This window comes from Rhodoferax sp. (assembly GCF_028688795.1).
Classification (GTDB): domain Bacteria; phylum Pseudomonadota; class Gammaproteobacteria; order Burkholderiales; family Burkholderiaceae_C; genus Rhodoferax.
The window spans coordinates 14,225-37,298 of record NZ_JAQTXM010000014.1 but is presented as its reverse complement, the minus strand read 5'-3'; the positions used below and the strand labels follow the sequence as shown (position 1 = coordinate 37,298).

Sequence of the window (23,074 nt, the reverse complement as noted above, 5' to 3'; positions counted from 1 at the left end):
ACGCGATGGAACTGACCCAAATCCTGACACTGGCCGCGAAAGAATTCCGCGACCGCATACGCAATCGCTGGGTATTGGCCGTGGCCCTGGTGTTCACGGTGTTTTCGCTGGTGATCGCCTACTTTGGCGGCGCACAACAAGGCCAGTTGGGCTTGCGCTCAATCGAGTTCACCATCGCCAGTCTGGTCAGTCTGGTGATCTACCTGATTCCGTTGATCGCCTTGTTACTGGGCTTTGATGCAGTCGTCGGCGAACGCGAACGCGGTTCGCTGGACCTGTTGTTATCTCTGCCAATCACGCGGCTCGAGTTGTTGCTTGGCAAGTTCCTGGGGCTGGCGGCGGCGCTGACGCTCTCCACGTTGGCGGGTTTTGGCTTGGTGGCACTCTTGCTGTTTCATCAGTTCAGTTGGCCGGGTTTGTACCATTACATAGGGTTTATGATCAGCTCGGTCCTGTTGGGTCTGGCTTTCCTGAGCCTGGCGGTGCTGATGTCGGTGATCGCACGTGAGCGCACACGCGCTTCGGGGCTGGCGATTGCAATGTGGTTCTTCTTTGTATTGGTGTTTGACTTGCTGCTGCTGGCGGCGCTGGTGAGCACTGGCGGCGCCTATGGTGGTGACGCATTCGCATACATGTTGCTGCTCAACCCAGCGGATGTGTTTCGCATTCTCAATGTGTTTGCGCTCGAAGATGTTCGCACCCTGTATGGCTTGGCCAGCATCGTGCCGCCCGCCCTAGGCAAGCCCTGGCTGATGGGCTCGGTCATGTTGGCCTGGATTGTTGTGCCGCTTGCACTGGCACGCTGGAGATTTAAATCATGAAATTCACCTGTTCCTGCCGTCGCCACACCCCCGTCGATGAAACCTGCGGCGAGCGCCGCCAACTTCTTGGTCTGGCCGTATGGGCTTCATTGGGAGCGCTGGGCGGGTTGGCTGCTTGCAGCGACCGATCCGGCGAACATCAGGCATTGGTGCCGGTAGAAATCGACGCATCGACCACCTGCGAACTGGATGGCATGCTGTTGCTCGACTACCCCGGCCCCAAGGGGCAAATTCACTATGCGGGTGCGCCCGCGCCGGTGTTCTTTTGTGACACGGTGGAGCTGTTCAACACCATGCTGCAGCCTGAACAGGTGCGCAAGGTGATGGCCGTGTATGTGCAAGATATGGGCAAAACTGACTGGGAACAGCCGCGTGGGAATTGGATGGATGCCACGAACAGTTTCTATGTGTTGGGCAGCAAACGCCATGGCTCGATGGGGCCGACGATCGCCAGCTTCGCTGATGAGTCTGAGGCCAAAAAATTTGCCGAACAATGGGGCGGCAAACTGTTGCGTTATGCCGAGGTCAAGCCTGAGATGGTGGACATGAGCGGCGGCGCGCTGCATGACAGCAAGATGTAGTGGTGACCTTGCGTCTGCCGGCACTCAAACCGCTGCACTGGGCGAGCCTCGCTGGCCTGGCGCTGGCGGTCTGCCTGCTGTTCACGCCCTGGCGCACCCTGTCTGCGGATGCCGCCCCGCTGGCGGCGGCAGGCGAGGTATGCATCGTGGCACCCCCAACGCCATATGATCCCAAGTCAGGCCTTGGCCTGCATGAAGCCCGAGTGGTGCCTGCGGATGCTCGCTGCCCGGTGTGCGGCATGTTCCCGGCGCGTTCACCGGACTGGGCTGCGCAAATCATTTTCGATAACGGCGACACGCAGTTCTTTGACTCGCCACTTTCCCTTTTCCTCTACCTGCAAGACATAGGGCGCTACACCCGTGGCCGTCAGGTCAACGAGATTGCGGCCAGTTATGTGAAAGATGTTAGCAGTGGTGGCTGGATCAGTGCACATGAGGCCTTTTATGTCAGCGGCTCGGATGCCATGGGGCCTATGCGTGCTGGCAACTTGCCCGCTTTTTCCAGCGCGGCAGCTGCACTGCGATTTGCCAGTGCACGCGGCGGGGCGATATTGGAGGCCCGACAAATCAGTCCGCATTTGCTGCATGGGTTGAATGGTGAGCGCCGCCACGTGCATGCGTCACCGCCTGGTTGAACCGGGGATTTTGCTCAACCAAGGTCGGCCATCCAGCCGGCGGCGACCGAACCAGCGGCCATAGCGAACGGCACAGCCTATTGGGTCCACCGTTCAGGCGGCAATGGCCAGCAGCGTGAATGCGGTAGTGACGGCGGGTCAAATGGCAGCGATGACGCGCAATACCGCGACGCTTTGCAGTAGCCAGCACAAGTTCCAGGCGATGTTGTCAGCGGCAAAAGGCCGGCCACCGTGGCCACTGCTCACGCGCGTGGTGGTCGCGAACATGGTGGCCCCGAGATAACGAGTAAGGTTACCGTGAAATAACACATCTATCAAAATACGCCGCAGCCCGTTCGACGTGTATACACACCAAAAGGTAAGGGGTGGCGTCCGCTCGGAATACCAGCTTTCAAGGATCGCAGGATCGCGTGGTACAAGCTGCGTTGAAGTTGGTGATCAAGCCAATCTTTGAGCATTAATTCGAGGCCAGAAGCTTTGGCTTTCGCCAGGGTCTGGGTTGCAAGGATGCGCTGCGTGAACTAGACCGGCACTTGAAAGCGGGCCACTGCTGGGCGGTGGATGCGGACTTGCAAAGCTAGTTTGACACGATCCTGCATGACGCTTTGCTTGCGAAAGTGGGCAAGCGCATTGCAGATGATCGTGTGCCGGAGCTGGTTGGGTAGTTTCTCGCAGTATTTTCATTAGCCCTGAATTTTTCCCTAACCATCCCGACCTTCATCAGGTGATCGCCATGTCCAACATGGTTGAACTGGAAAATGGGCAGTTAATGTGAAAGAACGTTCAATCGACTAATTTTTTTTCATTAATTTTGAATGAAGACGATTTTCATGATTCGGGGTGGCCGTCTCGACCATGAAAATTAGTAAAGAATGCGGCAGCGAATCGTCTCAGGCACTGCGCAGAGTTCATCGAGGCCTGCTTGGCTGGCGGCGCTGTCCACGTCGATCACCACATAACCCACCGTCTCGTTGGTGCTGAGGTATTGCGCGGCAATGTTGATACCCGCCTTTGATAGCCGCTCGTTGACCTGCGCCAACACGCCGGGCACATTGCGGTGAATGTGCAGCAAACGGCTGCGCCCGATGTGCGCGGGAAGCGCCACTTCAGGAAAGTTCACGGCTGAGGTGGTGGAGCCGTTGCTGATGTAGCGAATGAGTTTGGCTGCAACCTCGGTGCCAATGTTCACCTGCGCCTCCAGCGTCGAGCCGCCAATGTGCGGCGTCAGGATCACATTGTCAAAACGGCTCAAAGGCGAGACAAAACCCGAGTCGTTGCCTTGCGGTTCAACCGGAAACACATCAATCGCCGCGCCGTGCAAATGGCGGCGCTCCAGCGCTGCAGCCAGCGCGTCGATGTCGACCACACTGCCGCGCGAGGCATTGATCAGGTGGCTGCCGGGTTTCATGGCGGCCAGTTGCGCAGCGCCGATCATGCCCGCCGTCTCGGGGGTTTCTGGCACGTGCAGACTGACCACGTCGGCCGCGCCCAGCAAGGAGTCGACAGTGACCATGGCCTGCGCATTGCCCAGTGGCAGCTTGGCCTCGATGTCGGTAAACAACACGCGCATGCCAAGCTGTTCGGCCAACACACCAATTTGCGTGCCAATGTGGCCGTAACCGATGATGCCGAACGTTTTGCCTCGCACCTCATAGGAATCGGCCGCGCTCTTGACCCAGCCACCGCGGTGCAGGATGGCATTTTTTTCAGGGATGCCGCGCATCAGCATGATGACTTGCGCCAGCACCAACTCAGCCACGCTGCGGGTGTTGGAAAATGGTGCATTGAAGACCGGAATGCCCAACCGTGTGGCTTCTCTCAGATCAACCTGGTTGGTACCGATGCAAAAACAACCAATGGCCACCAGTTGCTGCGCCTGTTGCAATACGTCAGCACTGAGCTGAGTGCGTGAGCGCACGCCGATAAAGTGGGCATCGGCCAGGGCGGCGCGCAGTTCGTCGCCGGCGAGCGCCTTGGCATGCGTCACGACGCGTGTGAAGCCGGCCTGTTGGAGCGCATCAATAGCGGAGGGGTGAATGCCCTCGAAAAGCACGGCTTTAAGTTTACTTTTGGAGACAGACAGGTCAATGGATTTCTGGATCATGGCAAGGTACCGGTAGACAAACAAGGGATGCCAAAAATGGCATTAGAGTGTGGCAAGCTTGGCGTGCTTGTAAAAGTTAAGCGGCAGCTCCCTGTCGGCGGCAGATGCAATGGGTGCCAACAGGTCGGCCAAGGTGTAGCGGTCAAGGTGCTGCATGAAGCTCTGCAACGCGCCGTTGATGATGCCGGGCAAGTGGCAACTGCTGGTCAGCTGGCAGGTGGTGTCGCCACTGAGGCATTCCACAATGCTGAAATCGGGCTCCATGCTGCGCACCACCGCACCCAGCCCGATGCACTGCGGACTGGCCGCCAAGCGCATGCCGCCGCCCTTGCCGCGCACGGTTTTCAGCCAACCCGCCAACGCCAATTGGTGCGTGATCTTGGTCAGGTGCGCCTCTGAGATGCCGTGGGCGCGCGCCACCTCAGAGATGGTGCACAGGCGCTCCGGGTGCCGGCCGACATACATCAACAGGCGCATGGCGTAGTCGCTCATGGTGGTCAGGCGCATAGAGATTTTTCGTTAAAGGTTGAGAGTGGGGTTGAGGTGCCATGCTGCATCAGGCGGCGATGACTTCAAGGTCGGGCTCCAGCGTGCGCAACCGGCTTTCGATGCCTTGCAGAGTGCCCGAGATGGCGCTGGGGCAAGTACCGCAGGCCCCCTGGTAATGCACGATGAGCTGGTTGCCGGTGAGCCCCAGCACATGCAGGTCGCCACCATCACTTTGCAGGTAGGGCCGAATCTGCTGGTCCAAAATTAGCTCGATGTCGTCGAGGCGCTGGCGGTCTTCTGGGCTTAACTCTGCCACGGTGGCGCGCGCGGCAAACACCGCCGCCGCCGACTGCGCACTGGCGGCCGGTGCGGCCCGTACGGGGATGGCAATTTCGCGCGCCAGTTTGTCCCAGTTGGCCTGGCCGTCTTGCGTGACGGTGAGCCAACTGTCAATGTAAAACACATTGCTGACATGCGGGATGGCAAACAGCGCGCTGGCGAGGGCATCACCCTGCGCCTGTTGCGCGTTGTCATACGAATGCGCAATACCCCAGCTCAGAGGTTCGCGCAAAAGGAACTTGCGCGCATTCGGGTTGGGTGTTTCGTCGATGTCAACGATTTTGGGCATGGTGTTGTCCTGTGGGTTTGGGCTCGCGCATCAGGCATCGCCCAAAGGTGCATGCATCGGGTCAGCAGCCGCTTCAGTCGAGGTGCTGGCCTCTGACCGGAAGGCCGCCTGCAAAGTATGCCACGGCAATATGGCGCATTTGACACGCATGGGCAGCGCGCTGATGCCTGAAAACACCGCCAGCCGTCCAATTTGCGGGCTGTCTTCAGCGGCCACACGGCCAGTGGCCATGTCAACAAATTCGTGGATCAGGGTTTCAGCCGCATCGGTGCGTTTGCCCTTGACTGCCGCCGTCATCATGGATGCCGAAGCCTTGCAAATGGCGCACGACTCACCGTGGAAGGCAATGCGCGAAATGGTGTAGTCCTTGATGTCCAGCGCCAGGTGAATGTGGTCGCCGCACAGCGGGTTCACACCTTCGGCATGGTGGCTGGGGTTATCGAGCTCACCATAGTTGCGCGGCTTGCGGTTGTGGTCCAGGATCACCTCCTGGTACAGGGCTTTGGGGTCGGCGCTCATGCAAATACCTTCTGAACAGTTTGAATACCAGCCACCAGCGCATCCACATCGGCGCGCGTGTTGTAAAACGCAAACGAGGCGCGCGAGGTGGCGACCACGCCCAGGCGCGTCATCAACGGCTGGGTGCAATGGTGGCCGGTGCGCACCGCCACCCCTTCCTGGTTCAGTAGCGTGCCGACGTCGTGCGGGTGAATGCCCTGCAGCACAAACGACAGCACCGCCGTCTTGTTTTGCGCCGTACCCAGCAGGCGCACGCCTGACAGCGCAGCCAATTGCTCGGTGGCATAGGTCAGCAGCTCATGCTCGTGCGCGGCAATCGCTGCCATGCCGATGCCACTCAGATAATCCACGGCGGCGGCCAGTCCGATGGCGGCAGCAATCGGCGGCGTGCCGGCCTCGAATTTGTTCGGAATCGGGGCGTAGGTGGTTTTCTCGAAGGTGACTGTGTGAATCATGTCGCCACCGCCCTTGAATGGCGGCATGGCCTCCAGCAGCGCGGCACGGCCGTACAAGATGCCAATGCCGGTTGGCCCGCACAGCTTGTGGCCCGAGAAGGCGTAAAAATCACAGTCCAGCTCTTGCACATCCACCGCCAGGTGCGGTGCGGCTTGGGCGCCATCCACCAGCACCGGCACGCCGTGGGTATGGGCGAAGGCAATCATTTGCTTGACGAGGTTGATGCTGCCCAGCGCATTGGAGACATGGCCAACGCTCACCAGGCGGGTGCGTTCGTTGAACAGTGCCTCATACTGATCCAGTTGCAGTTCGCCCGCGTCGTTCATGGGCACCACACGGATCGTGGCGCCTTTTTCTTTCGCCAGCATTTGCCACGGCACGATGTTGGAGTGGTGCTCCAGCACGGTCAAAATGATTTCATCACCCGGGCGAATGTTCTGGCGGCCCCAGCTCTGGGCCACCAGATTGATGCCCTCTGTGGTGCCGCTGGTGAAGATCACCTCGCGCGCCTCAGCAGCATTGATGAAGCGCTGCAGCGTGACGCGCGCCGCCTCATAAGCGGCCGTGGCTGTTTCAGACAGGTAATGCACCGCGCGGTGAATGTTGGCGTGCTCACTGGTTTGGTAGCGCACCAACCGGTCAATGACGGACTGTGGCATCTGGCTGGAGGCGGCGTTGTCCAGGTACACCAGCGGTTTGCCTGCCACGCTGAGTTGCAGGATGGGAAAGTCGGCGCGAATGCGGTCCACGTCAAATGCCTCAGATGGCGTGCCCGTGCTGGACTCAAAGGTCGTGGTGGTGGCTTCACGTATCGCTTTGACGGCCGACCTGAGGCTTGGGACTGGTAACTGGCTCATGATGGGCTCGTGGTTTGCTCAAGCACGGTCTGCTCAAGCTGCTGGCGCAGGGACGCGACTGGAATGCGGTTGATGATTTCAGCGCCAAAGGCGTAGGTGAGCAGGTTGCGCGCCACGCGTTCTGACAAGCCACGGCTTTGCAGGTAGAACACTTCATCGCTGTCGAGTTGGCCAACGGTGGCGCCATGCGTGCATTTCACGTCGTCGGCAAAAATCTCAAGCTGCGGCTGGGTGTTGACTTGCGCCTTGGCAGAGAGCAGCAGGTTGCGGCTGGACTGGGCTGAGTCGGTGTGTTGCGCTCCGGGGCGCACCATCACCTGGCCGTTGAACATCGCATGTGCGGTGCCGCCCACAATGCATTTGTGCAACTGACGGCTCACGCCATGCGGCTTGGCGTGGTCAATGAAGCTGTGGGTGTCGGCCAGTTGCTCGCCACCGATCAGCGCCAGGCCATCAAGCGTGCATTGCGCACCCTCGGCGGTTTGCAACACGTTCAGGTCAAGCCTTGAGATTTGCCCGCCCAGGGCAACGCTGGTCGAGTGGTAACTGCTGGCCGCACCCAGCGACACAGCACAACTGGCCATGTGAAAGGCTTGGGCACTCTCACGCTGCAGGCGCACATGTTCAAGCTGCGCGTTTGCGCCCACCACCACCTCGGTCACCGTATTGGTGAAATAGGTGCCCTCAATCAAGGCCACGTAGTCTTCAATCACCGTCACCTTGCTGCCCGCACCAACCAGCAGCAACAGGCGCGGATGGCTGGCAACTTCGGGCTGTGTTGAAATAAAGAGCAGATGCACGGGCGCTGCCAGCGGTGTATCAGGCGGCACTACGAGTACGGCTGCTTCTTGCAAAAAAGCCGTGTTGAGCGCGGTAAACAGCGTGTCCTGAAAGTGCGCGTGCTGGCCCAGATGCGCCTGGATGAGAGACTCCTGTGCGCCTAGCATGGCATGGAGCGTGCCAAGCACCAGCACAGCATCCGATTCAAGGCTGGAGAGCTGCGGCGCGTGCACGCCATCCACAAAAACCAGCCGCGTTGTCGCTTCCGGGATGGTCAGGTGGGCCACGTCACTGGACTGCAAGTCGGTGGGCGTGCGCAATGGCTGAAAAGTTTGGTGTGAAAAAGCCGCCAAAGGGGTGAAACGCCAGGCCTCGTCGTGTGTGCTGGGCAGCGTGAGTGCGCCCACGCGTTCCAGCGCCTGGTCGCGCAGTGTTTGCAGCCAGTCTGGTTGCTTGGGGGCTGAACTACCCGACGGCAACGCCAAAGCAGTCAGCAGGCTGTCCAGCACGCTGTGCTCTGTGCCTTGCGCTGTGGCGCTTCTCATGCTGAAACCCCCGCAGCCTCGGCTTCGGCCTCAATCCAGTCGTAGCCGCGCTCTTCCAGCTCCTGCGCCAGCTCCTTGCCACCGGTGCGGATGATGCGCCCGGCGCTCATCACATGCACGTAGTCAGGCACGATGTAGTTCAGCAAGCGCTGGTAGTGCGTGACCAGCACAATGGCGTTGACTTTGCTGGCCAGATGGTTGACACCTTGCGACACCACGCGCAACGCGTCGATGTCCAGGCCAGAGTCGGTTTCATCCAGGATCGCCATGCTGGGTTCGAGCAGCGCCATTTGCAAAATCTCGTTGCGTTTTTTCTCGCCGCCAGAAAAACCTTCATTGACGCTGCGCTGCAAAAACTCGGGGCTCATCTCCAGCAGCTTCATTTTCTCGCGCACCAAGTCGTCAAACTCCAGCGGATCCAGTTCTTCATGGCCGCGCTCGGCCTGCACCGTGTTGTAGGCCAGGCGCAAGAACTGGCTGTTGCCGACACCAGGGATTTCTATCGGGTACTGAAAAGCCAAAAAGACCCCGGCACGGGCGCGCAACTCAGGGGCTAGTTCAAGCAGGTTTTTGCCTTCCAGCAGCACCTCGCCACCCGTCACCTGGTAGGCCGTGTGGCCTGCCAGCACTTTGGCGAAGGTGCTCTTGCCCGAGCCGTTGGGCCCCATGATGGCGTGCACTTCGCCACGCTTGACGGTGAAGTCAAGGCCTTTGAGGATTTCAGTGCCGTTGATGCTGGCACGCAGGCCACGCACCTCCAACAAAGTTGGGCTGTTATCAATAATCATCCTACGCTCCCTTCAAGCTTGAATCCAAGTAACTTGGTGGCTTCAACCGCGAACTCCATCGGCAACTGTTGAAACACATCTTTGCAAAAACCATTGATGATCATCGACACCGCTTCTTCGGCGCCAATGCCGCGCTGGGCAAAATAAAACATCTGGTCTTCGCCAATCTTTGAGGTGGATGCCTCGTGCTCCACCTGGGCGCTGGGGTTGCGCACCTGGATGTACGGAAAAGTATTGGCCCGGCATTTGGCCCCCACCAACATCGAGTCGCACTGTGAGTAGTTGCGCGCATTGGTCGCCCCTGGCATGACCTTGACCAAGCCCCGGTAGCTGTTGCTCGACTGCCCTGCCGAGATGCCCTTGCTGACAATCGTACTGCGGGTGTTCTTGCCAATGTGGATCATCTTGGTGCCAGTGTCGGCCTGCTGGTGATGGTTGGTGACCGCCACCGAATAAAACTCGCCCACCGAGTTGTCGCCCAACAAAATGCAAGACGGGTACTTCCAGGTGATGGCCGAGCCGGTTTCTACCTGCGTCCAGGAAATGCGCGAATTAACGCCCTTGCACAGGCCACGCTTGGTGACAAAGTTGTAAATGCCGCCAATGCCGTTTTCATCGCCCGCGTACCAGTTTTGCACGGTGGAGTATTTGATGTCGGCGTTGTCCAGCGCCACCAGTTCGACCACGGCTGCGTGCAACTGGTTGGTGTCAAACTGCGGCGCGGTGCAGCCTTCCAGGTAAGACACAGACGCGCCCTCTTCGGCCACGATCAGCGTGCGCTCGAACTGGCCGGTGTCCTGGGTGTTGATGCGAAAGTAGGTGGACAGGTCCATCGGGCACTTGACGCCCTTGGGGATGAAGCAAAACGAGCCGTCGGTGAACACTGCCGAATTGAGCGCGGCGTAATAGTTATCAGCTGCTGGCACCACGCTGCCCATGTATTTTCGGACCAGCTCAGGGTGGGTTTGCACCGCCTCGGAGATCGACCCAAAAATGATACCCACCTCGGCCAGCTTGGCCTTGTAGGTGGTGGTGACAGAGACGCTGTCAAAAATCACATCAACCGCCACACCTGCCAGTGCCGCGCGCTCGTGCATCGGCACACCCAGCTTCTCGAAGGTACGCAGCAACTCGGGGTCTACCTCGTCCATGCTCTTGAGTTTTGCCTTGGGCTTGGGGGCAGCGTAGTAGCTGATGGCCTGGAAATCAATCTTGGGGTACTTGACGTTGGCCCACCCGGGCTCGGTCATGGTCAGCCAGTGGCGAAAGGCCTTCAGACGGAATTCAAGCAGCCAGTCTGGCTCGTTCTTCTTGGCAGAAATCATCCGGATGGTGTCTTCACTCAAGCCCTTGGCCGCCACATCGGAGGCAATGTCGGTGACAAAACCATGCTTGTAGGGCTGGTTGACCAGGTTGTCGAGGACGGCGCTCATGCTGCTACGCCTTTGCCAGCGCCAGCCTTGAGGCTGAAGCTCTCGCCGCAGCCGCAGGTGATGCCCACGTTGGGGTTGACAAACTGGAAGCTCTGTTTGAGCCCCTCGGTGACAAAGTCGAGGCTGGCACCGTCAAGACTGGCGAGATGCTCGATAGCCACCAGCAGCATAGCTCCATGGGCTTCGATGCGTTGCTCGGTGTCGCGCACATCATCGGCCAGCGCGTAGGTGTAGGCATATCCGGAACAACCCACAGGTTTGATACCTACACGGAAACCAATGCCGTTGCCGTGTCTGGCAATTTGACTGCGAATTTGCGCGGCAGCTGCCAGCGTCAAGGTGATTGAGGTCATGAAGTTCTCCTTTAGGTATATTTTAAATACATCTTATAAAAAAGCACCACACACTTAAAAGTCAACAATGTCAACAAGGTAAAACATGATCCGCCAGCGGCCGTAGCTTTACCAATCAGCTTAGCGGTAGGAATCGCTCCTCTGCTTTGGCGCTTCTGGCGAAGACTGGTTTAGAAAATCAATTCATCCTGCAAGGTTTATTGCGCTGGCAAACATGGTTTCAGTACGCGTGAACAGCTTGCCCGCCCAGTTTTGCCACCAGTGCGTCGTCAACATCTGCAAACCCGAGCACTTTTCCACCACGCTGAGAAGTGAACTGCTCAGCCTCTTGCGTGGAGATAAAAGCAGGCAGGTTACCCGCACGCATCGGCCCCTTGGCAGTGGAGCCGGTCACATAGAAAGCGCTGCGCGCCTCAATCCAGAGCCTGCTGATCACATCAGTCACATAGTAGGCCACACGATGTCGCCCGCGTAGCGCCCGGGGCTATAACGGGCCACATTTCCCAGGTACATGAAAAAGCTCAGAGGTGAGTCAAAAAATTAGGCATCACCGTTAGTGAAAATGACCTGCGCTGCCCAGTCGGGTGAGCGCGCCGGGTACTTGCCACACACCGGGCAGCGCACATCGGCAGGCACCGCGCGCGGCTTACATGGGCAGTCCGGACGCACGGTCATACGGCGTGGGCGGTGCGACGATGCAGACATCGGGCTTAAGCACCGGGGCCGCAGAGCCACCCGGAAAAACGCGCCAGGCAGGCGCCTGCAACCACACCAGCACGAGAATCAAGGCCAGAACGGCAAACCCGGTCAAGCTGTGACGCGCACTAACCGGGAAAACGGCGCGCGACATCAGGGACGGTATGGCATGAAAACAGCTGTGTTTTTACATTCGGGTGTCGTGCAGCGCGCCACCGCTCAGGTCCACCATATCGGGCTTGATCTCGCCAAAGCGCAGCAGCTTCCCGCCCTGCTCAGCGGCAAACTTGGTAGCATAGGCCTCTTGTGCAAGGCTGGCAATCGTTGGCCCCATTGAGCCTTGGCGTTTACTGCCCATTACGTAAAAGGCTGTTTTTACATCAATCCAGTGATCCTGCGGGTGATCCCAGTCGGCCTTGCCCATGTCTTGTACGTAAACCGCCTTGACGGCGCGCACCTGTTCGCCTGGCGGACCGTTAGTGAATCAGGACGATTTGCATCAGTAGCAGCCACATGCACAGTCCGACACCAGCAATCACCGTGGCCATTTGGAGCGCATGCAGATCATCGCGCAAGTGAAACAGTGCATACACACCGCGGTAAATCAACCCGACTGAACATAACAGTGCGAGCCCGCCGACAACAACGCCAACGAACAGATTTGGCACGAACAAAACCAGCGAAGAAAGCCAAAGTGGGACTGGCGCAAGTGCCGCCAAGGTGAAGCAGGACTTGTAGTTCGTCGTCACATTATTGATTTTGCAGACCAGGTGGATCAGCCACGCCATCAACGGCACAGTCAGCAACTCGGCAAGAAAGAATACACCGGCCGCCTCGCGCCACTGCGCGGTCGTCAAGCCGGGGACAAAAACATCGCCGTAGCTGCCTCCTGCGTAATAAATCATTGCTGGCGGTAGCAGGGAAAATGGAAGAACCAGCAACGCAAACAGACGGATAACGGAGGGATGAATCCGGATCAGGTCGTCCCAACCCTCTGTAAACGAAAAAATCATCTTGGGCATTTGCAAGACATTCACAACAGGCTCCTTGGCGAGGCCATGGTGTGCGGCCCCAATGCGGTTAAGAAGGATTCTCCAGAAGTATCCAGACGTCTCTGAATACAGTCGATAGATAAAGTATCACAACGTGATGTACTTGCAAACTCCGACACGAATGACCACGACAGCAGTAGAGGTAGCGCATGGTTTGGTGCTTTTCGTCACATACATCACGTTAGGATCAATTGCTTTGCGCAAGCTTAGTCAGTCCAACAAAGCGCTCACCTTCAAGCAGCCATCAGTTGGTGTTTCACCATTTCATTCATGATTTCATCAAAAAAGCTCACGACAGATCCTCTAATCAAACGCGATTTCGAAGTTCTTGCCGATTTCCGTTATCAGATTCGCCGCTTCGAGCGCTTCAGTGAGGAGGTTACGCGCAGCCATGGGGTTACGCCTTTGCAGTATCTGTTGCTGCTCCACATTAAGGGCTATCCGGCGCGCGAATGGGCCACGGTAGGCGAACTGTCCGAGCGACTGCAAGCACAACAGCACGGTGTGGTAGCGCTGATCTCCCGTTGCGAGAAACAGGGATACGTCGAGCGTCGACGCTCCGCTGCAGACCGCCGTCAGATCGAGATTCATCTGCTGGAAAAGGGCGAACTACTGCTGGACAAACTGGCACGCCTGCACCGGCAGGAGCTCCTTTCCCTCAAGCGCAGTTTCATCGTTCCCGATGTCAGAGCATTCCAGCATGACGCTTTCTGATCTGTGCGTTGTCCATCCGACAGCCAGCCAACCGGCTGAGAACAGGCACCTATTAATTCTTGCATCACCGGTCTGCCAGCGCATTAACTGCAAGAATTTTTTGATGCCATCCGCCGACTTGTGTGCCGAGGAAAACTGTGCATAACGCTGCTCAAAAGCCTTTCAGCCAAGAAAACCGTCATCCTTGGTTGAACGATTTCTCCCGAGTTCGATGGGTCGAAAAATGCCCAAACTGGACCGGCATCTGGAGTGACCAGTCTGGAGAACTCGACATAAATTCATGACTCGCCTAGAACGTCGGGTTATGCTGCGTACCGGGTCTAGGATTTACTCCATTCATGACGTTCAATTTTGACAATCTGACTCCGGCAATTGTGAGGGTCTCTTTAAGATACATAGCCGAAGCAGCCATTTGCGCAATGCCCGCCACAAGCTGATCATGCAGCTAAGGAATCTGGGGGTGGAAAATTGCTTTTTCGTTGGTCGTCACCGTGTCGGGAGTCTGAATTTGGTCACTCGTTCGAGTTTTGAAGCAAAAGTCCTGACAGCGTTTACCGCCGCCGTGGTGGTGGTTGTTGTGTTGGCGCTTATCACTTGGAAGTTGGTGGATGATGCTGCGCAGGCCGCGAGTGCGGTAACGCGTACCCATGAAGTCATTGATAGGGTCGCCCGCACGCAGGGAGACACCCTACAAATTGAATTCACGACACAGAGCTTCAGGATTTCGGGTGATCCAGCACGTCTGGCAGAGCGCAATGTGGCAATTGATTCTCGTGAAGTTGCCCTCGCTGCGGTCAAGACCCTGACTGCTGACGATGCCGTTCAACAGGAACGCTGGAAGCGCCTGCGCGAGGTAATCGATGAGCGACTGGTCATCTCAAGACATGTCGAACTGCTGCGCAAGACACAGGGCCAGGAAGCGGCGAGCGCTTTTGTTGCCAGTGCTCCATTGAAGGAGACGCGCGAGCGTTCCTATCGCCTTTTGAGTGAAATGGAAAATTGGGAGCGAGGCTTATTGGCGCGTCGCAGCGCCGAGCAGGTGCGCGCGCAGCAGGTCATGGTTGCCACCGGATCGTTGTTTAGCTTTTTGCTGTTAGTGTTGCTTGCTACCACCTATGAGTTGATCCGGCGCCAGTTTCGCAAGACCGAAGCCAGCCAGCGTGCGCTCAGAATAAGCGAAGAAAGCCTCGCCACAACCCTGCTTTCGATTGGCGACGGCGTTATTGCGACCGATACCGAAGGACGACTGACGCGCATGAACTCGGTGTCGGAGAAGCTGACTGGGTGGCGCTTGGTCGATGCCATAGGTCGACCGATCGAAGAAGTCTTTCGCCTTGTTCATGAGCAGACGCGTGCACCCGCCTTGGTGCCGGTGGCCAAAGTGCTCGAAACCGGTGAGATTCAGGAGCTTTCCAATCACACCGTGCTGATCGCCCGCGACGGCAGCGAGCACCCCATTTCCGATAGTGCCGCGCCAATTCGTGACGCAACCGGACGGCTAAATGGTGTGGTGCTGGTCTTTCGTGATGTGAGCGCGGAACGTGAGGTGCAAAAGGCGATCAGCAATCAGAGCGAACTACTGGAGCAGCGCGTGATTGAGAGGACCGCGCAACTGCGCGCGAGCGAACAGCAGTTGTCGCGTGTGCTCGAAGGCACAGACCAGGGCTATTGGGACTGGAACCTGACGACTAATACGTTTCAGGTCAGCGCGCGATGGGAAACAATGCTGGGTTATGCGCCAGGCGAAATGCGGGTCGACACTGCGCACTGGCCCGAACTGGTGCATCCTGAAGATTTGCCGCTTGCGCTGGCGTCGATTGAGCGTCACCTTAGCGGACATTCCGCTAACCATGAAGTCGAGTTTCGCGCCCGGACCAAGGATGGTGGATGGCGCTGGATCCTGACGCGTGGTCGGGTCGTGACGCGCACCGACAATGGAACCCCTTTAATGATGTCGGGAACCCACACCGATGTGACCCAGCGCCGGCAGCTTGAACAGGCGCAGCGCGAAGCGGTGGCCGTATTCGAAAGTAGCTACGAGGGGATCATGGTGACGAACGCCGAGGGACTGATTACAAAGGTGAACCCTGCGTTCACGCGGATCACCGGCTACGAACTGTCCGACGTCATTGAGCGCTCGCCGCGCATGCTCTCATCGGGCCGTCATGACCCCAGTTTTTACCAGGCACTCTGGGCGTCGCTTAACGAGCATGACTTCTGGCATGGAGAGATATGGAACCGACGCAAGACAGGCGAGCTCTATGCGACACTGCAGTCGATTTCAGCGATTCGCGACGCATATGGGCAAGTCCTGCACTACGTCAGCGTATTCGCTGACATCACGCAGATAAAGGAGCATGAAGCGGAACTTGCGCGGGTTGCCAACTACGATGCCCTGACCGACTTGCCCAATCGCCGTCTGCTGTCTGACCGGTTGACACAAACCATCCTTCGGTCCGAGCGAAGTGGAAAACTGTGTGTGGTCTGCTTCCTCGACCTCGATGGCTTCAAGCATATCAATGACCAGTTCGGGCACACCGTCGGCGACCAGTTGTTGCGAGGTGTTGCGGAGCACCTGAAAACCATCCTGCGCCCTGAAGACACCTTGTCGCGCCTGGGTGGCGACGAGTTCGTGCTGCTACTTTCCGAAGTGAAATCGCTTGACGAATGCACGCTGATTCTCGACCGGGTACTGGAAACTGTGAACCGGCCGATCAATGCAGGCGGGCATGTGTTCAATATTACAGTCAGCATCGGTGTCAGCTTCTACCCGGCCGACCATTCGTATCCCGACACACTGTTGCGCCACGCGGATCAGGCCATGTACCTGGCCAAGCAAGCGGGCAAGAATCGGTATCAGATGTTCGATACGGAGATCGACCGGAAAACACAGCACCACCTCGAGTACTTCGAGGAAATGCAGCGCGCCCTGGATCGCAATGAGTTTGTGCTGCATTACCAGCCGCAGGTCGATCTGGTCAGCGGCGAGGTGATCGGTGCGGAAGCCCTGATCCGTTGGCAGCATCCCGAGCGCGGGCTGCTGCCGCCAAGCGATTTCCTCCCGTACCTGCGCGGTGGAATTCACGAGCAGCTTTTCGGAGAGTGGGTCATCGACACCGCTCTGAACCAGATCGAAGCCTGGCTCAGGGGCGGTCTTGCGATGAAGGTCAGCGTCAATATCAGTGCCAACCACCTGCTGCAGGCAAATTTCTCTGCGCGACTGGAGCGGGCTTTGACCCTGCACGGAGGCGTCAATCCGGCTTATCTCGAACTCGAGGTGCTGGAAACGGCGGCCATCGGTGATATGCAGGCGGCTGTCGAAATACTCCAGCGCTGCAAAAAACTGGGTGTACGATTTTCTCTCGACGACTTTGGCACGGGTTACTCATCATTGACCTACTTGCGTAAGTTGCCCTTGAACACCCTGAAGATTGATCAGAGCTTTGTCCGCGACATGCTGAGCGATCCTAATGATCTCAGCATTGTTCGCAGCGTCATCGAGTTGGCTCTGGCCTTTGATCGTCGGGTGATTGCCGAGGGCGTGGAGTCGCTTAAGCACTGCGTTACGTTGCGAAGTATGGGGTGTCGCTATGCACAAGGCTACGGCATAGCCAAGCCCATGGCAGCTGATGAATATCCATCCTGGTGCATGAGATGGCTTCAATCTGAGGTCTGGAAACAGTTCTAGCGACTTAGGATCACCCCTGCAGCTACGCGGTAATTGAGATCACGGAATTGGCCTGTCCAGGAGCCGGACAGCCAAGAAAAATGGCACCGCCGTTTGGCCGACAGCCGCCAAGGTTTTGGCACTGACGGTGAGCGACTGCTGTCGGCGGAATTAAAGGTCAGCTTTCCCACTTTTCGGCGTTGTCCGTGCGGATCCGGTGAGGGTCAGGTAAGGGCACGTTGAAGCCCGTCATGAATGGCGCCTGACCGCCGACGAACTGGGCAACCGGTAACCTGCCGGTCGTGGCCGTCGGCTATGGGTCTTGAACAGTCGGCCGCCCGTGAAACAGGCCAACCTCCAGACCTGTGACTCTTCAAGACCCAAGGCCGACCGCCGACTTACCCAACTGTTTCCCCCGAACCCGACATTGGCACCGGCTACCCATTTGCGGTGCGGGCGGGCCGATGACTTCGCTTACCCATCTACCGAGCACGGTGATTCTTGAAATTTCTTGTGGTTCCATGCGGCATGTGCTCCAATAGATTCATATTACATGAATCTATTAAAAATGCCTTCAGTGTCAAACCTTGAATCGTCTTTGGCACCATGCACCTCAAAAAACGCTCTCATGAACATCGACAAATTCAAACGTCAACACCTTGACATCCTCGGCTGTATTGCCGCACTCAGACAAGCCAGCCAGGCGGGGGTCAGTGAGAACGCCGAAGAAATCGCCCGACTCATCATCGCCATGAGTGGGGTCATCAAACTGCATCTTGCGGTGGAAGACCAGGTGCTGTACCCGGCTTTACGCAACAGCAACAACGCCGTGCTGGCGCGCATGGGCACGAAATTTCAGGACGACATGGGTGCCATTGCGTCGGCCTACATGGGCTTTGCCGCACGATGGAATCAGGCAGACAACGTGGCCCGAGAACCGGAGGGGTTCCGCAAGGATGCCAATTCGGTTCTCAAGACCGTGTATGCCCGGATGCACAAAGAAGACACGGTGTTCTATCCGGCCATTGAAGCCCTTTGACGCGTTGGCGGATTCTGGACATCCCCCATGGCGATGACTACACGCGGGCCATCGGAAGAGCTTGACATCGCGCTTTTCAGCATGGTGCTCTGCTTTTCCAGGGCGATTGACTTCCTTCACCCGAAGATTTCTGAACACCATCTGCGTGTCGCCTACGTGGCATCCTGCCTGGCCGAAGAGCTTGACCTGAGTCAGAACGAGATTGACGATGCGCTGATTGCCGGTGCCTTGCACGACGTGGCGGCCGTGTCATCCGTCATGCACTTCGACTTGTTCGATGATGCCTTGACCCGCGCTCACACCAGCCACAAGCAGATGCCTGCGAATTTGCATCAGCATGGACAAGAAGGCTACCTGTTGTTGCGCGAATTTTCACCATTCGCCAACGCGGCCGCTGCGATTCGTTTCCACCACGTGAACTGGAACTTTGGCTATGGTGCCGAATTTGAGGGCGAGCCGGTGCCGCTGATCAGCCACATTCTGCGTCTGGCGGATCGCATTTCGGTCATGCCGGAGGACGGCCACCATGTTCTGGCGCAGGTTCAGGGCATTCGCATGGCGATTGCCGCCGAGAGCGGGCGCTGCTTCATGCCGAAGGTGGCCGCCGCGTTTGACGGCATGTCAGAGAAAGAGTCCTTCTGGCTCGATCTGACCAGCCCCCACAAGGAAGAAATCGTCAGATGCCGCTTCGGCAACTCGAAACTCAGCCTTGATCTGGATGGCCTTTACCAACTGGCCAGAGTCTTTGGCAAGATCATTGACTACCGCAGCCCCTTCACTGCGGCCCATTCGAGCGGGGTCGCCGCCACCAGCGAGGAACTGGCCACGCGTCTTGGCATGTCGCCGCACCAAACACGCTTGATCGGGGTGGCAGGCAACCTGCACGACATCGGGAAACTTGCCGTGCCGACCGAGATCCTCGACAAGCCCGGCCCGCTGACACCGGCTGAGATGTTCATCATTCGCCAGCATCCCTACTACACACATCGGATTCTGTCGACGGTGCCCGGCCTGGAAACCGTCAACACCTGGGCCTCGCAACACCATGAACGTCTTGATGGGAAGGGCTACCCGTTCCGCTCACGTGAACTCACCCTCGGTTCACGCATCGTCGCGGTGGCGGATGTGTTTACCGCAATCACCGAAAACCGTCCCTATCGCAGCGGCATGGCGCGCGCGCAGTGTCTGGCGGTGCTCGACAAACTGGTCGCCGATGGGGCCATCGATGGGGATGTGGTGGCGGCGTTGCGCGGTGATTTTGAACAGATTCATCACATTCGACACCAGTCCCAGCAGACGCATGCGGCTTCGCCAGCGTAGGCCAACACGGATTGGTTTGAATATGTCAAGACTTTGCTTAAGGGCGCTTTCATGTAGTCCACTGACGGCATCTGACTGGTGTTGAAACGGACCATCGGGAAGTTGCCGGTCGCGAACGACTGGTATCGCTGCCCAAGAGCCGGATAGCCAGGAGAACTGGCATCCCCGTTTGGCCGACTGCTTCCAAAGTTTTGACACTTGCGGCGAGCGACTGCTTCCGGCGAAATTGAAGGTCAGCTTTCCCACTTTTCGGTGGTTTCCATGCGACTCCGGTGAGCGTCGGGTATGGGTCTGATCCGGAAGTACAAACAGAGGCTCCAGTGCGACGTTTTTGACATCGCCAGCATCACCTTCTGAGAACATTTCTGAGTTGCGACGATTCTCTGCGGGTGCTCATCGACCATCATCGTGGGTGAAAAAAAACCTGGCTTTGAAAGGGACGCCAGAAATTGAAGGCACTGCACCAACTTCGAATGGGCATCCATACCGCTAAAACGCTCAAGTAGGCTATTTGGCTACGCTGCATGCTCGATTGGTGGCATAAAACGACCTCTGCCTAAATTCCAGAATGGGGTTGCCACGAATATTTCACGCCACCAGTGCCGCCATCGATGCAATGTCCGGCGTGCCACCCCCAGGTGCAACTGCAATTCGTTAAACAGAATTTCCGTAACGCCGGACTGCATGCCACTCAGCAAAAAGCAAAATGAACCCAGGAAAGACCCGTCGCCCGAGAAAGCGCACCGGCTCTGGAGTTGTTCGCCGTCTGCATTTGTCGCAACAAAAACTCTGGCGCATTGTCGGGGTCGTCGTCTCCAATTCCACTGACCCACCTCGCGGTTTAAGGCTACTTCGAAGGCTTCCCCTCGAAATCACAAAGGTCTCCCACTAAACTCACGGCATCATGCGATTTCGCTCTTCAAATTTACTCATTGTGAGTACCCGCTAACTTCACGGTGGCAATTTTTTTAGTCGGACACTTGCCAAAAGGTTACATGTTTTCACCACGAATTTAGTTGGCTTTGTGCTTCTGGTTAGCTATCGACTTCTATCACTATGTGAGCATCTCAATGCAACTTTCATTGAAAATTTGCAGCGAAACGGATAAGAAAAATCATCAGGACCTGCACGGATTCGGTCCTTTCTATGCTGATCCACAGATGCACAAGAATTCGCATTTCCATCACAGCAATGGCTTGCCACTGATTGCACAACGGTCGAACTTTTAACTCGAAGTCACTTTGATCAGACTCATCACTGACAAAGCGCTCACTCTAGAAATGTCTACCTGTTTACCAATTTTGATATTGCTTTGAACAACATCTGGCGTGCATCGGTTGCAGAAATTTCAACTTCGCCAGGTCATGCGAGCATCATCAGGCGAGACAATAGCGCAGATAAAAGATTGCCGACCAGTTGTCTAAATCACTGTGGGTTTGACTGCGCAATGACTCCGTCGCAACCGTACCGCATGCAAGATTTACGTTACTGAATTTGCGCCAATAGATCCCTGAGACACTAATTGAAGGCTACAAGAGGACTTGCACAAAACTGTTGACTGAGTGTTGCTCCATCAGATTTCGCACTACGCGGGCACTCAGATCAGAGTCATCATTGACTTAGCCCGGACTAGGCGATACACATACTCAGCGTTAGCAACTTACCTCAACTTTAGTGATCACCGTGCTTGCAAATCATGCTCGCGTTTTGATGCGAAAGCCTGCAGATCGGTTGCCCACTGGCGCGACAAAAGTGTGTATACGTCGAGGTAATCCGCTCAGGCGGTCGAAAAATATGTCCGCTCATCTTCAAAAAATTCCTAGGCGCATCTTCCATTGTCATGATGCTTAAGACTAAATTTATCTGATATACAACTAAAGAATTTGTGGCGTTAACAAACTTTAATGTTTTGTTATTGTGTTAAAATTCACAAAATTTATTGTGTTTTACAACAGTAAATTTCGTTAAATGGTCGTATTTAAAAACAGAATTTTTTGTTTATATAGTTGCTTTTTTATTACCAATTGTTATTTTTTGTTATTTAATACAAGTTTTGTTTGTAGATGGAAACGGTCTAAGCGTTTTTATAGTCTAAAAAATTGTGTTTAAACAACCAATTTTGCTTGTTTGTTAACAAAATTTATATTGTTTTAAAGCAGTGTTTTTTGTTTAGCTGTTGAAATTGATGCTAATGTTATAAAGGTGATGCTTCGTTATCAGACTGCTGTTTTTGTTTTAAAATATTAAAAATGCTGTTATAGCCTTGTGTTTTTTGTTTATTAACGGTTATTTTTTTGTATTGTTAGATACATCTTTTCGTTTAATAACTTCTAGAATGTGCGAAAAAAGTGGGGTAACTAGGTTATGCAGATCAATTGGGAACAACTCGAAGGTGTAAAGCCAAAGTCGCTATCAATTAAAGAGCAAAGTGGTGGCAGAATCAAGCTCGAACCGACTCGCACGGATGAGACGGAACAAGCCTACTTCGACTTCGTAAAAAGCACACTCAAAAACATTGGCAAGTACAACGGTCTGGAAACGACCGAAGGCATCACTTGCGAAGACATCAAACGCTGGGTTGAATCAGTTCGCGTCACCTACCGAGCCAACTCATGGCGGTTTGCAAGAGCAAGTTTTTGCAACCTCCTGCAGCGTGCTCTGACCTTTTACACGCAAGCCCTGGAGAACAACACAGACCTGATTCAGGCTGAAAAATTGCGCGATAACCTGGCCGTCATTGAAGAAGCACTTTTTGAGATAAAAACACTCAAATGGTCTGCAGCTTTATCCAACGTCGGTAAATCGGCTGCACAACGCTCAAATGAATTGTCTGCAAAATCAAGCAGCGCAAAAGTCAAATTTGTTGACGCAGAATTGCTGTATAGGATCGACCAGTACATCAAGCTCACTGGAAGTGAATGGCAAAGACGTGCCTTGAAGTTGTGTTGGGCAACCATGTACACCGGGCTTCGTCCCTGCGAATGGGAACACGCAAGGATTGAAGAAGACGGAAAAAAAATCAATCTCATTGTGGTGAACGCAAAAAATACAAATGGCAAGGCTGGCAGCGATAAGAGAGAACTTTTGGTAAGTGATGCCATCGCCGTGCAAGCAGTGCGCCAACAAATTGAATCGATCGTGCAATGGAAGGCATACGCGAGGACAAGCAAGGCAGGTAGTAACTTTCGCAAGGTGTACGTCACGCTTTGTGCAAATGCATTGCGCATTGCCCAGGTTCAATACTTTGGCGAGAGCAAGGGCATAACGCCCTACAGTTTTCGTCATCAATTTGCAGCCAACTTGAAGTCAGCAGGTTTTTCCAAAGTTGATGTTGCTAAATCCATGGGTCATGCAAGTGTTGCGACACTAAATCAAAATCCCAGAGTAATGGGACACAACACGAAAATTGCAGCGAGACGTGAAGCTGCAAAAACTGCGGTCATGCCAGAAGATTTTGTTAAGAAAACCATGACACCAGTCATCACCGTTGTCTCCGATGCCACAACGAGACCTGCTCAAACCGAGGCGTCAATAAATCGATAAAAAAACCGATGGTCTTTGTCATCTCGCTGTTGTCTAAATGCCACTCTGCGCTTT

21 protein-coding genes and 1 pseudogene are annotated in these 23,074 nt (G+C 55.9%); 8 read left to right on the top strand and 14 right to left on the bottom strand.

Annotation, left to right across the window (positions count from 1 at the left end; genetic code table 11):
• Positions 1-5: 5 nt before the first annotated feature.
• The 3 genes from PHQ58_RS11875 (at position 6) to PHQ58_RS11865 (ending at position 2,037) form a co-directional block, all read left to right on the top strand.
• Positions 6-821, top strand: a complete 816-nt coding sequence (locus PHQ58_RS11875) for an ABC transporter permease subunit (RefSeq protein ID WP_300111215.1) — start codon at positions 6-8, stop codon at positions 819-821.
• Positions 818-1,402 carry a nitrous oxide reductase accessory protein NosL gene (locus PHQ58_RS11870; protein ID WP_300111213.1) on the top strand — a complete coding sequence of 195 codons (585 nt, stop codon included), beginning with the start codon at positions 818-820 and terminating at the stop codon, positions 1,400-1,402. The genes PHQ58_RS11875 and PHQ58_RS11870 overlap by 4 nt, the downstream gene beginning before the upstream one ends.
• Before the next feature lie 74 nt (positions 1,403-1,476).
• Positions 1,477-2,037 carry a nitrous oxide reductase accessory protein NosL gene (locus PHQ58_RS11865; protein WP_300111344.1) on the top strand — a complete coding sequence of 187 codons (561 nt, stop codon included), beginning with the start codon at positions 1,477-1,479 and terminating at the stop codon, positions 2,035-2,037.
• Positions 2,038-2,175: 138 nt separating this feature from the next.
• Here PHQ58_RS11865 and PHQ58_RS11860 read toward each other — a convergent pair whose 3' ends face one another.
• The 14 genes and pseudogenes from PHQ58_RS11860 to PHQ58_RS11795 all read right to left on the bottom strand — a co-directional run bounded on the left by PHQ58_RS11860 (position 2,176) and on the right by PHQ58_RS11795 (position 12,722).
• A complete protein-coding gene (locus PHQ58_RS11860; RefSeq protein ID WP_300111211.1) occupies positions 2,176-2,346 on the bottom strand; it encodes an NnrS family protein in 171 nt (56 codons plus the stop codon).
• A 553-nt stretch (positions 2,347-2,899) separates the two neighbouring features.
• Positions 2,900-4,141 carry a phosphoglycerate dehydrogenase gene (gene serA / locus PHQ58_RS11855; RefSeq protein WP_300111209.1) on the bottom strand — a complete coding sequence of 414 codons (1,242 nt, stop codon included), beginning with the start codon at positions 4,139-4,141 and terminating at the stop codon, positions 2,900-2,902.
• 42 nt (positions 4,142-4,183) lie between these two features.
• Entirely contained in the window at positions 4,184-4,648 is a 465-nt protein-coding gene (locus PHQ58_RS11850; RefSeq protein WP_300111208.1) for an Rrf2 family transcriptional regulator, read from the bottom strand.
• 49 nt (positions 4,649-4,697) lie between these two features.
• Complete coding sequence (locus tag PHQ58_RS11845; protein WP_300111207.1) at positions 4,698-5,258, bottom strand: NifU family protein; 561 nt, start codon at positions 5,256-5,258, stop codon at positions 4,698-4,700.
• Between the two features lie 30 nt (positions 5,259-5,288).
• Positions 5,289-5,777, bottom strand: a complete 489-nt coding sequence (gene sufU / locus PHQ58_RS11840; RefSeq protein ID WP_300111205.1) for a Fe-S cluster assembly sulfur transfer protein SufU — start codon at positions 5,775-5,777, stop codon at positions 5,289-5,291.
• Positions 5,774-7,090, bottom strand: a complete 1,317-nt coding sequence (locus PHQ58_RS11835; RefSeq protein WP_300111203.1) for a cysteine desulfurase — start codon at positions 7,088-7,090, stop codon at positions 5,774-5,776. The genes sufU and PHQ58_RS11835 overlap by 4 nt, the downstream gene beginning before the upstream one ends.
• Positions 7,087-8,415: a Fe-S cluster assembly protein SufD gene (gene sufD / locus PHQ58_RS11830; RefSeq protein WP_300111202.1), complete on the bottom strand. Its 1,329-nt coding sequence runs from the start codon at positions 8,413-8,415 to the stop codon at positions 7,087-7,089. The genes PHQ58_RS11835 and sufD overlap by 4 nt, the downstream gene beginning before the upstream one ends.
• Positions 8,412-9,203 carry a Fe-S cluster assembly ATPase SufC gene (sufC, locus tag PHQ58_RS11825; protein WP_367187309.1) on the bottom strand — a complete coding sequence of 264 codons (792 nt, stop codon included), beginning with the start codon at positions 9,201-9,203 and terminating at the stop codon, positions 8,412-8,414. The genes sufD and sufC overlap by 4 nt, the downstream gene beginning before the upstream one ends.
• On the bottom strand, positions 9,200-10,636 hold the full coding sequence (gene sufB / locus PHQ58_RS11820; RefSeq protein WP_300111201.1) for a Fe-S cluster assembly protein SufB: 1,437 nt from the start codon (positions 10,634-10,636) through the stop codon (positions 9,200-9,202). The genes sufC and sufB overlap by 4 nt, the downstream gene beginning before the upstream one ends.
• Complete coding sequence (locus PHQ58_RS11815) at positions 10,633-10,989, bottom strand: iron-sulfur cluster assembly accessory protein (RefSeq protein WP_300111200.1); 357 nt, start codon at positions 10,987-10,989, stop codon at positions 10,633-10,635. Before PHQ58_RS11815 ends, sufB begins: the two co-directional genes overlap by 4 nt.
• Before the next feature lie 220 nt (positions 10,990-11,209).
• On the bottom strand, positions 11,210-11,446 hold the full coding sequence (locus PHQ58_RS11810) for a nitrous oxide reductase accessory protein NosL (protein WP_300111199.1): 237 nt from the start codon (positions 11,444-11,446) through the stop codon (positions 11,210-11,212).
• A gap of 189 nt (positions 11,447-11,635) precedes the next feature.
• Positions 11,636-11,839, bottom strand: coding sequence for a hypothetical protein (locus tag PHQ58_RS11805; RefSeq protein WP_300111198.1), 204 nt, complete (start codon positions 11,837-11,839; stop codon positions 11,636-11,638).
• Between the two features lie 33 nt (positions 11,840-11,872).
• Positions 11,873-12,151: pseudogene (locus PHQ58_RS11800) on the bottom strand (nitrous oxide reductase accessory protein NosL); the annotation flags it as partial.
• A 10-nt stretch (positions 12,152-12,161) separates the two neighbouring features.
• Entirely contained in the window at positions 12,162-12,722 is a 561-nt protein-coding gene (locus PHQ58_RS11795) for a Yip1 family protein (RefSeq protein ID WP_300111197.1), read from the bottom strand.
• Between the two features lie 285 nt (positions 12,723-13,007).
• Between PHQ58_RS11795 and PHQ58_RS11790 the strand changes: the two genes are divergently transcribed.
• From PHQ58_RS11790 to PHQ58_RS11770, 5 genes are all read left to right on the top strand, one after another.
• Complete coding sequence (locus PHQ58_RS11790; RefSeq protein ID WP_300111196.1) at positions 13,008-13,451, top strand: helix-turn-helix domain-containing protein; 444 nt, start codon at positions 13,008-13,010, stop codon at positions 13,449-13,451.
• A 508-nt stretch (positions 13,452-13,959) separates the two neighbouring features.
• Entirely contained in the window at positions 13,960-17,139 is a 3,180-nt protein-coding gene (locus PHQ58_RS11785) for an EAL domain-containing protein (RefSeq protein ID WP_300111195.1), read from the top strand.
• 607 nt (positions 17,140-17,746) lie between these two features.
• Positions 17,747-18,157 (top strand): hemerythrin domain-containing protein, encoded by a 411-nt coding sequence (locus PHQ58_RS11780; protein WP_300111194.1) that lies wholly within the window; start codon positions 17,747-17,749, stop codon positions 18,155-18,157.
• A 27-nt stretch (positions 18,158-18,184) separates the two neighbouring features.
• On the top strand, positions 18,185-19,477 hold the full coding sequence (locus PHQ58_RS11775) for an HD domain-containing phosphohydrolase (RefSeq protein WP_300111193.1): 1,293 nt from the start codon (positions 18,185-18,187) through the stop codon (positions 19,475-19,477).
• Positions 19,478-21,841: 2,364 nt separating this feature from the next.
• On the top strand, positions 21,842-23,020 hold the full coding sequence (locus PHQ58_RS11770; protein ID WP_300111192.1) for a tyrosine-type recombinase/integrase: 1,179 nt from the start codon (positions 21,842-21,844) through the stop codon (positions 23,018-23,020).
• Positions 23,021-23,074: the final 54 nt, after the last annotated feature.

Bases quoted from the DNA above. Each gene is read 5' to 3' on its own strand.
- sufU (WP_300111205.1), bottom strand. From the start codon at position 5,777: ATGAGCGCCGACCCCAAAGCCCTGTACCAGGAGGTGATCCTGGACCAC.
- PHQ58_RS11835 (WP_300111203.1), bottom strand. From the start codon at position 7,090: ATGAGCCAGTTACCAGTCCCAAGCCTCAGGTCGGCCGTCAAAGCGATA.
- PHQ58_RS11780 (WP_300111194.1), top strand. From the start codon at position 17,747: ATGAACATCGACAAATTCAAACGTCAACACCTTGACATCCTCGGCTGT.
- PHQ58_RS11775 (WP_300111193.1), top strand. From the start codon at position 18,185: ATGGCGATGACTACACGCGGGCCATCGGAAGAGCTTGACATCGCGCTT.
- PHQ58_RS11875 (WP_300111215.1), top strand. From the start codon at position 6: ATGGAACTGACCCAAATCCTGACACTGGCCGCGAAAGAATTCCGCGAC.
- PHQ58_RS11790 (WP_300111196.1), top strand. From the start codon at position 13,008: ATGATTTCATCAAAAAAGCTCACGACAGATCCTCTAATCAAACGCGAT.
- sufD (WP_300111202.1), bottom strand. From the start codon at position 8,415: ATGAGAAGCGCCACAGCGCAAGGCACAGAGCACAGCGTGCTGGACAGC.
- PHQ58_RS11770 (WP_300111192.1), top strand. From the start codon at position 21,842: ATGCAGATCAATTGGGAACAACTCGAAGGTGTAAAGCCAAAGTCGCTA.
- PHQ58_RS11870 (WP_300111213.1), top strand. From the start codon at position 818: ATGAAATTCACCTGTTCCTGCCGTCGCCACACCCCCGTCGATGAAACC.
- PHQ58_RS11850 (WP_300111208.1), bottom strand. From the start codon at position 4,648: ATGCGCCTGACCACCATGAGCGACTACGCCATGCGCCTGTTGATGTAT.
- sufC (WP_367187309.1), bottom strand. From the start codon at position 9,203: ATGATTATTGATAACAGCCCAACTTTGTTGGAGGTGCGTGGCCTGCGT.
- serA (WP_300111209.1), bottom strand. From the start codon at position 4,141: ATGATCCAGAAATCCATTGACCTGTCTGTCTCCAAAAGTAAACTTAAA.
- sufB (WP_300111201.1), bottom strand. From the start codon at position 10,636: ATGAGCGCCGTCCTCGACAACCTGGTCAACCAGCCCTACAAGCATGGT.
- PHQ58_RS11815 (WP_300111200.1), bottom strand. From the start codon at position 10,989: ATGACCTCAATCACCTTGACGCTGGCAGCTGCCGCGCAAATTCGCAGT.
- PHQ58_RS11805 (WP_300111198.1), bottom strand. From the start codon at position 11,839: ATGTCGCGCGCCGTTTTCCCGGTTAGTGCGCGTCACAGCTTGACCGGG.
- PHQ58_RS11845 (WP_300111207.1), bottom strand. From the start codon at position 5,258: ATGCCCAAAATCGTTGACATCGACGAAACACCCAACCCGAATGCGCGC.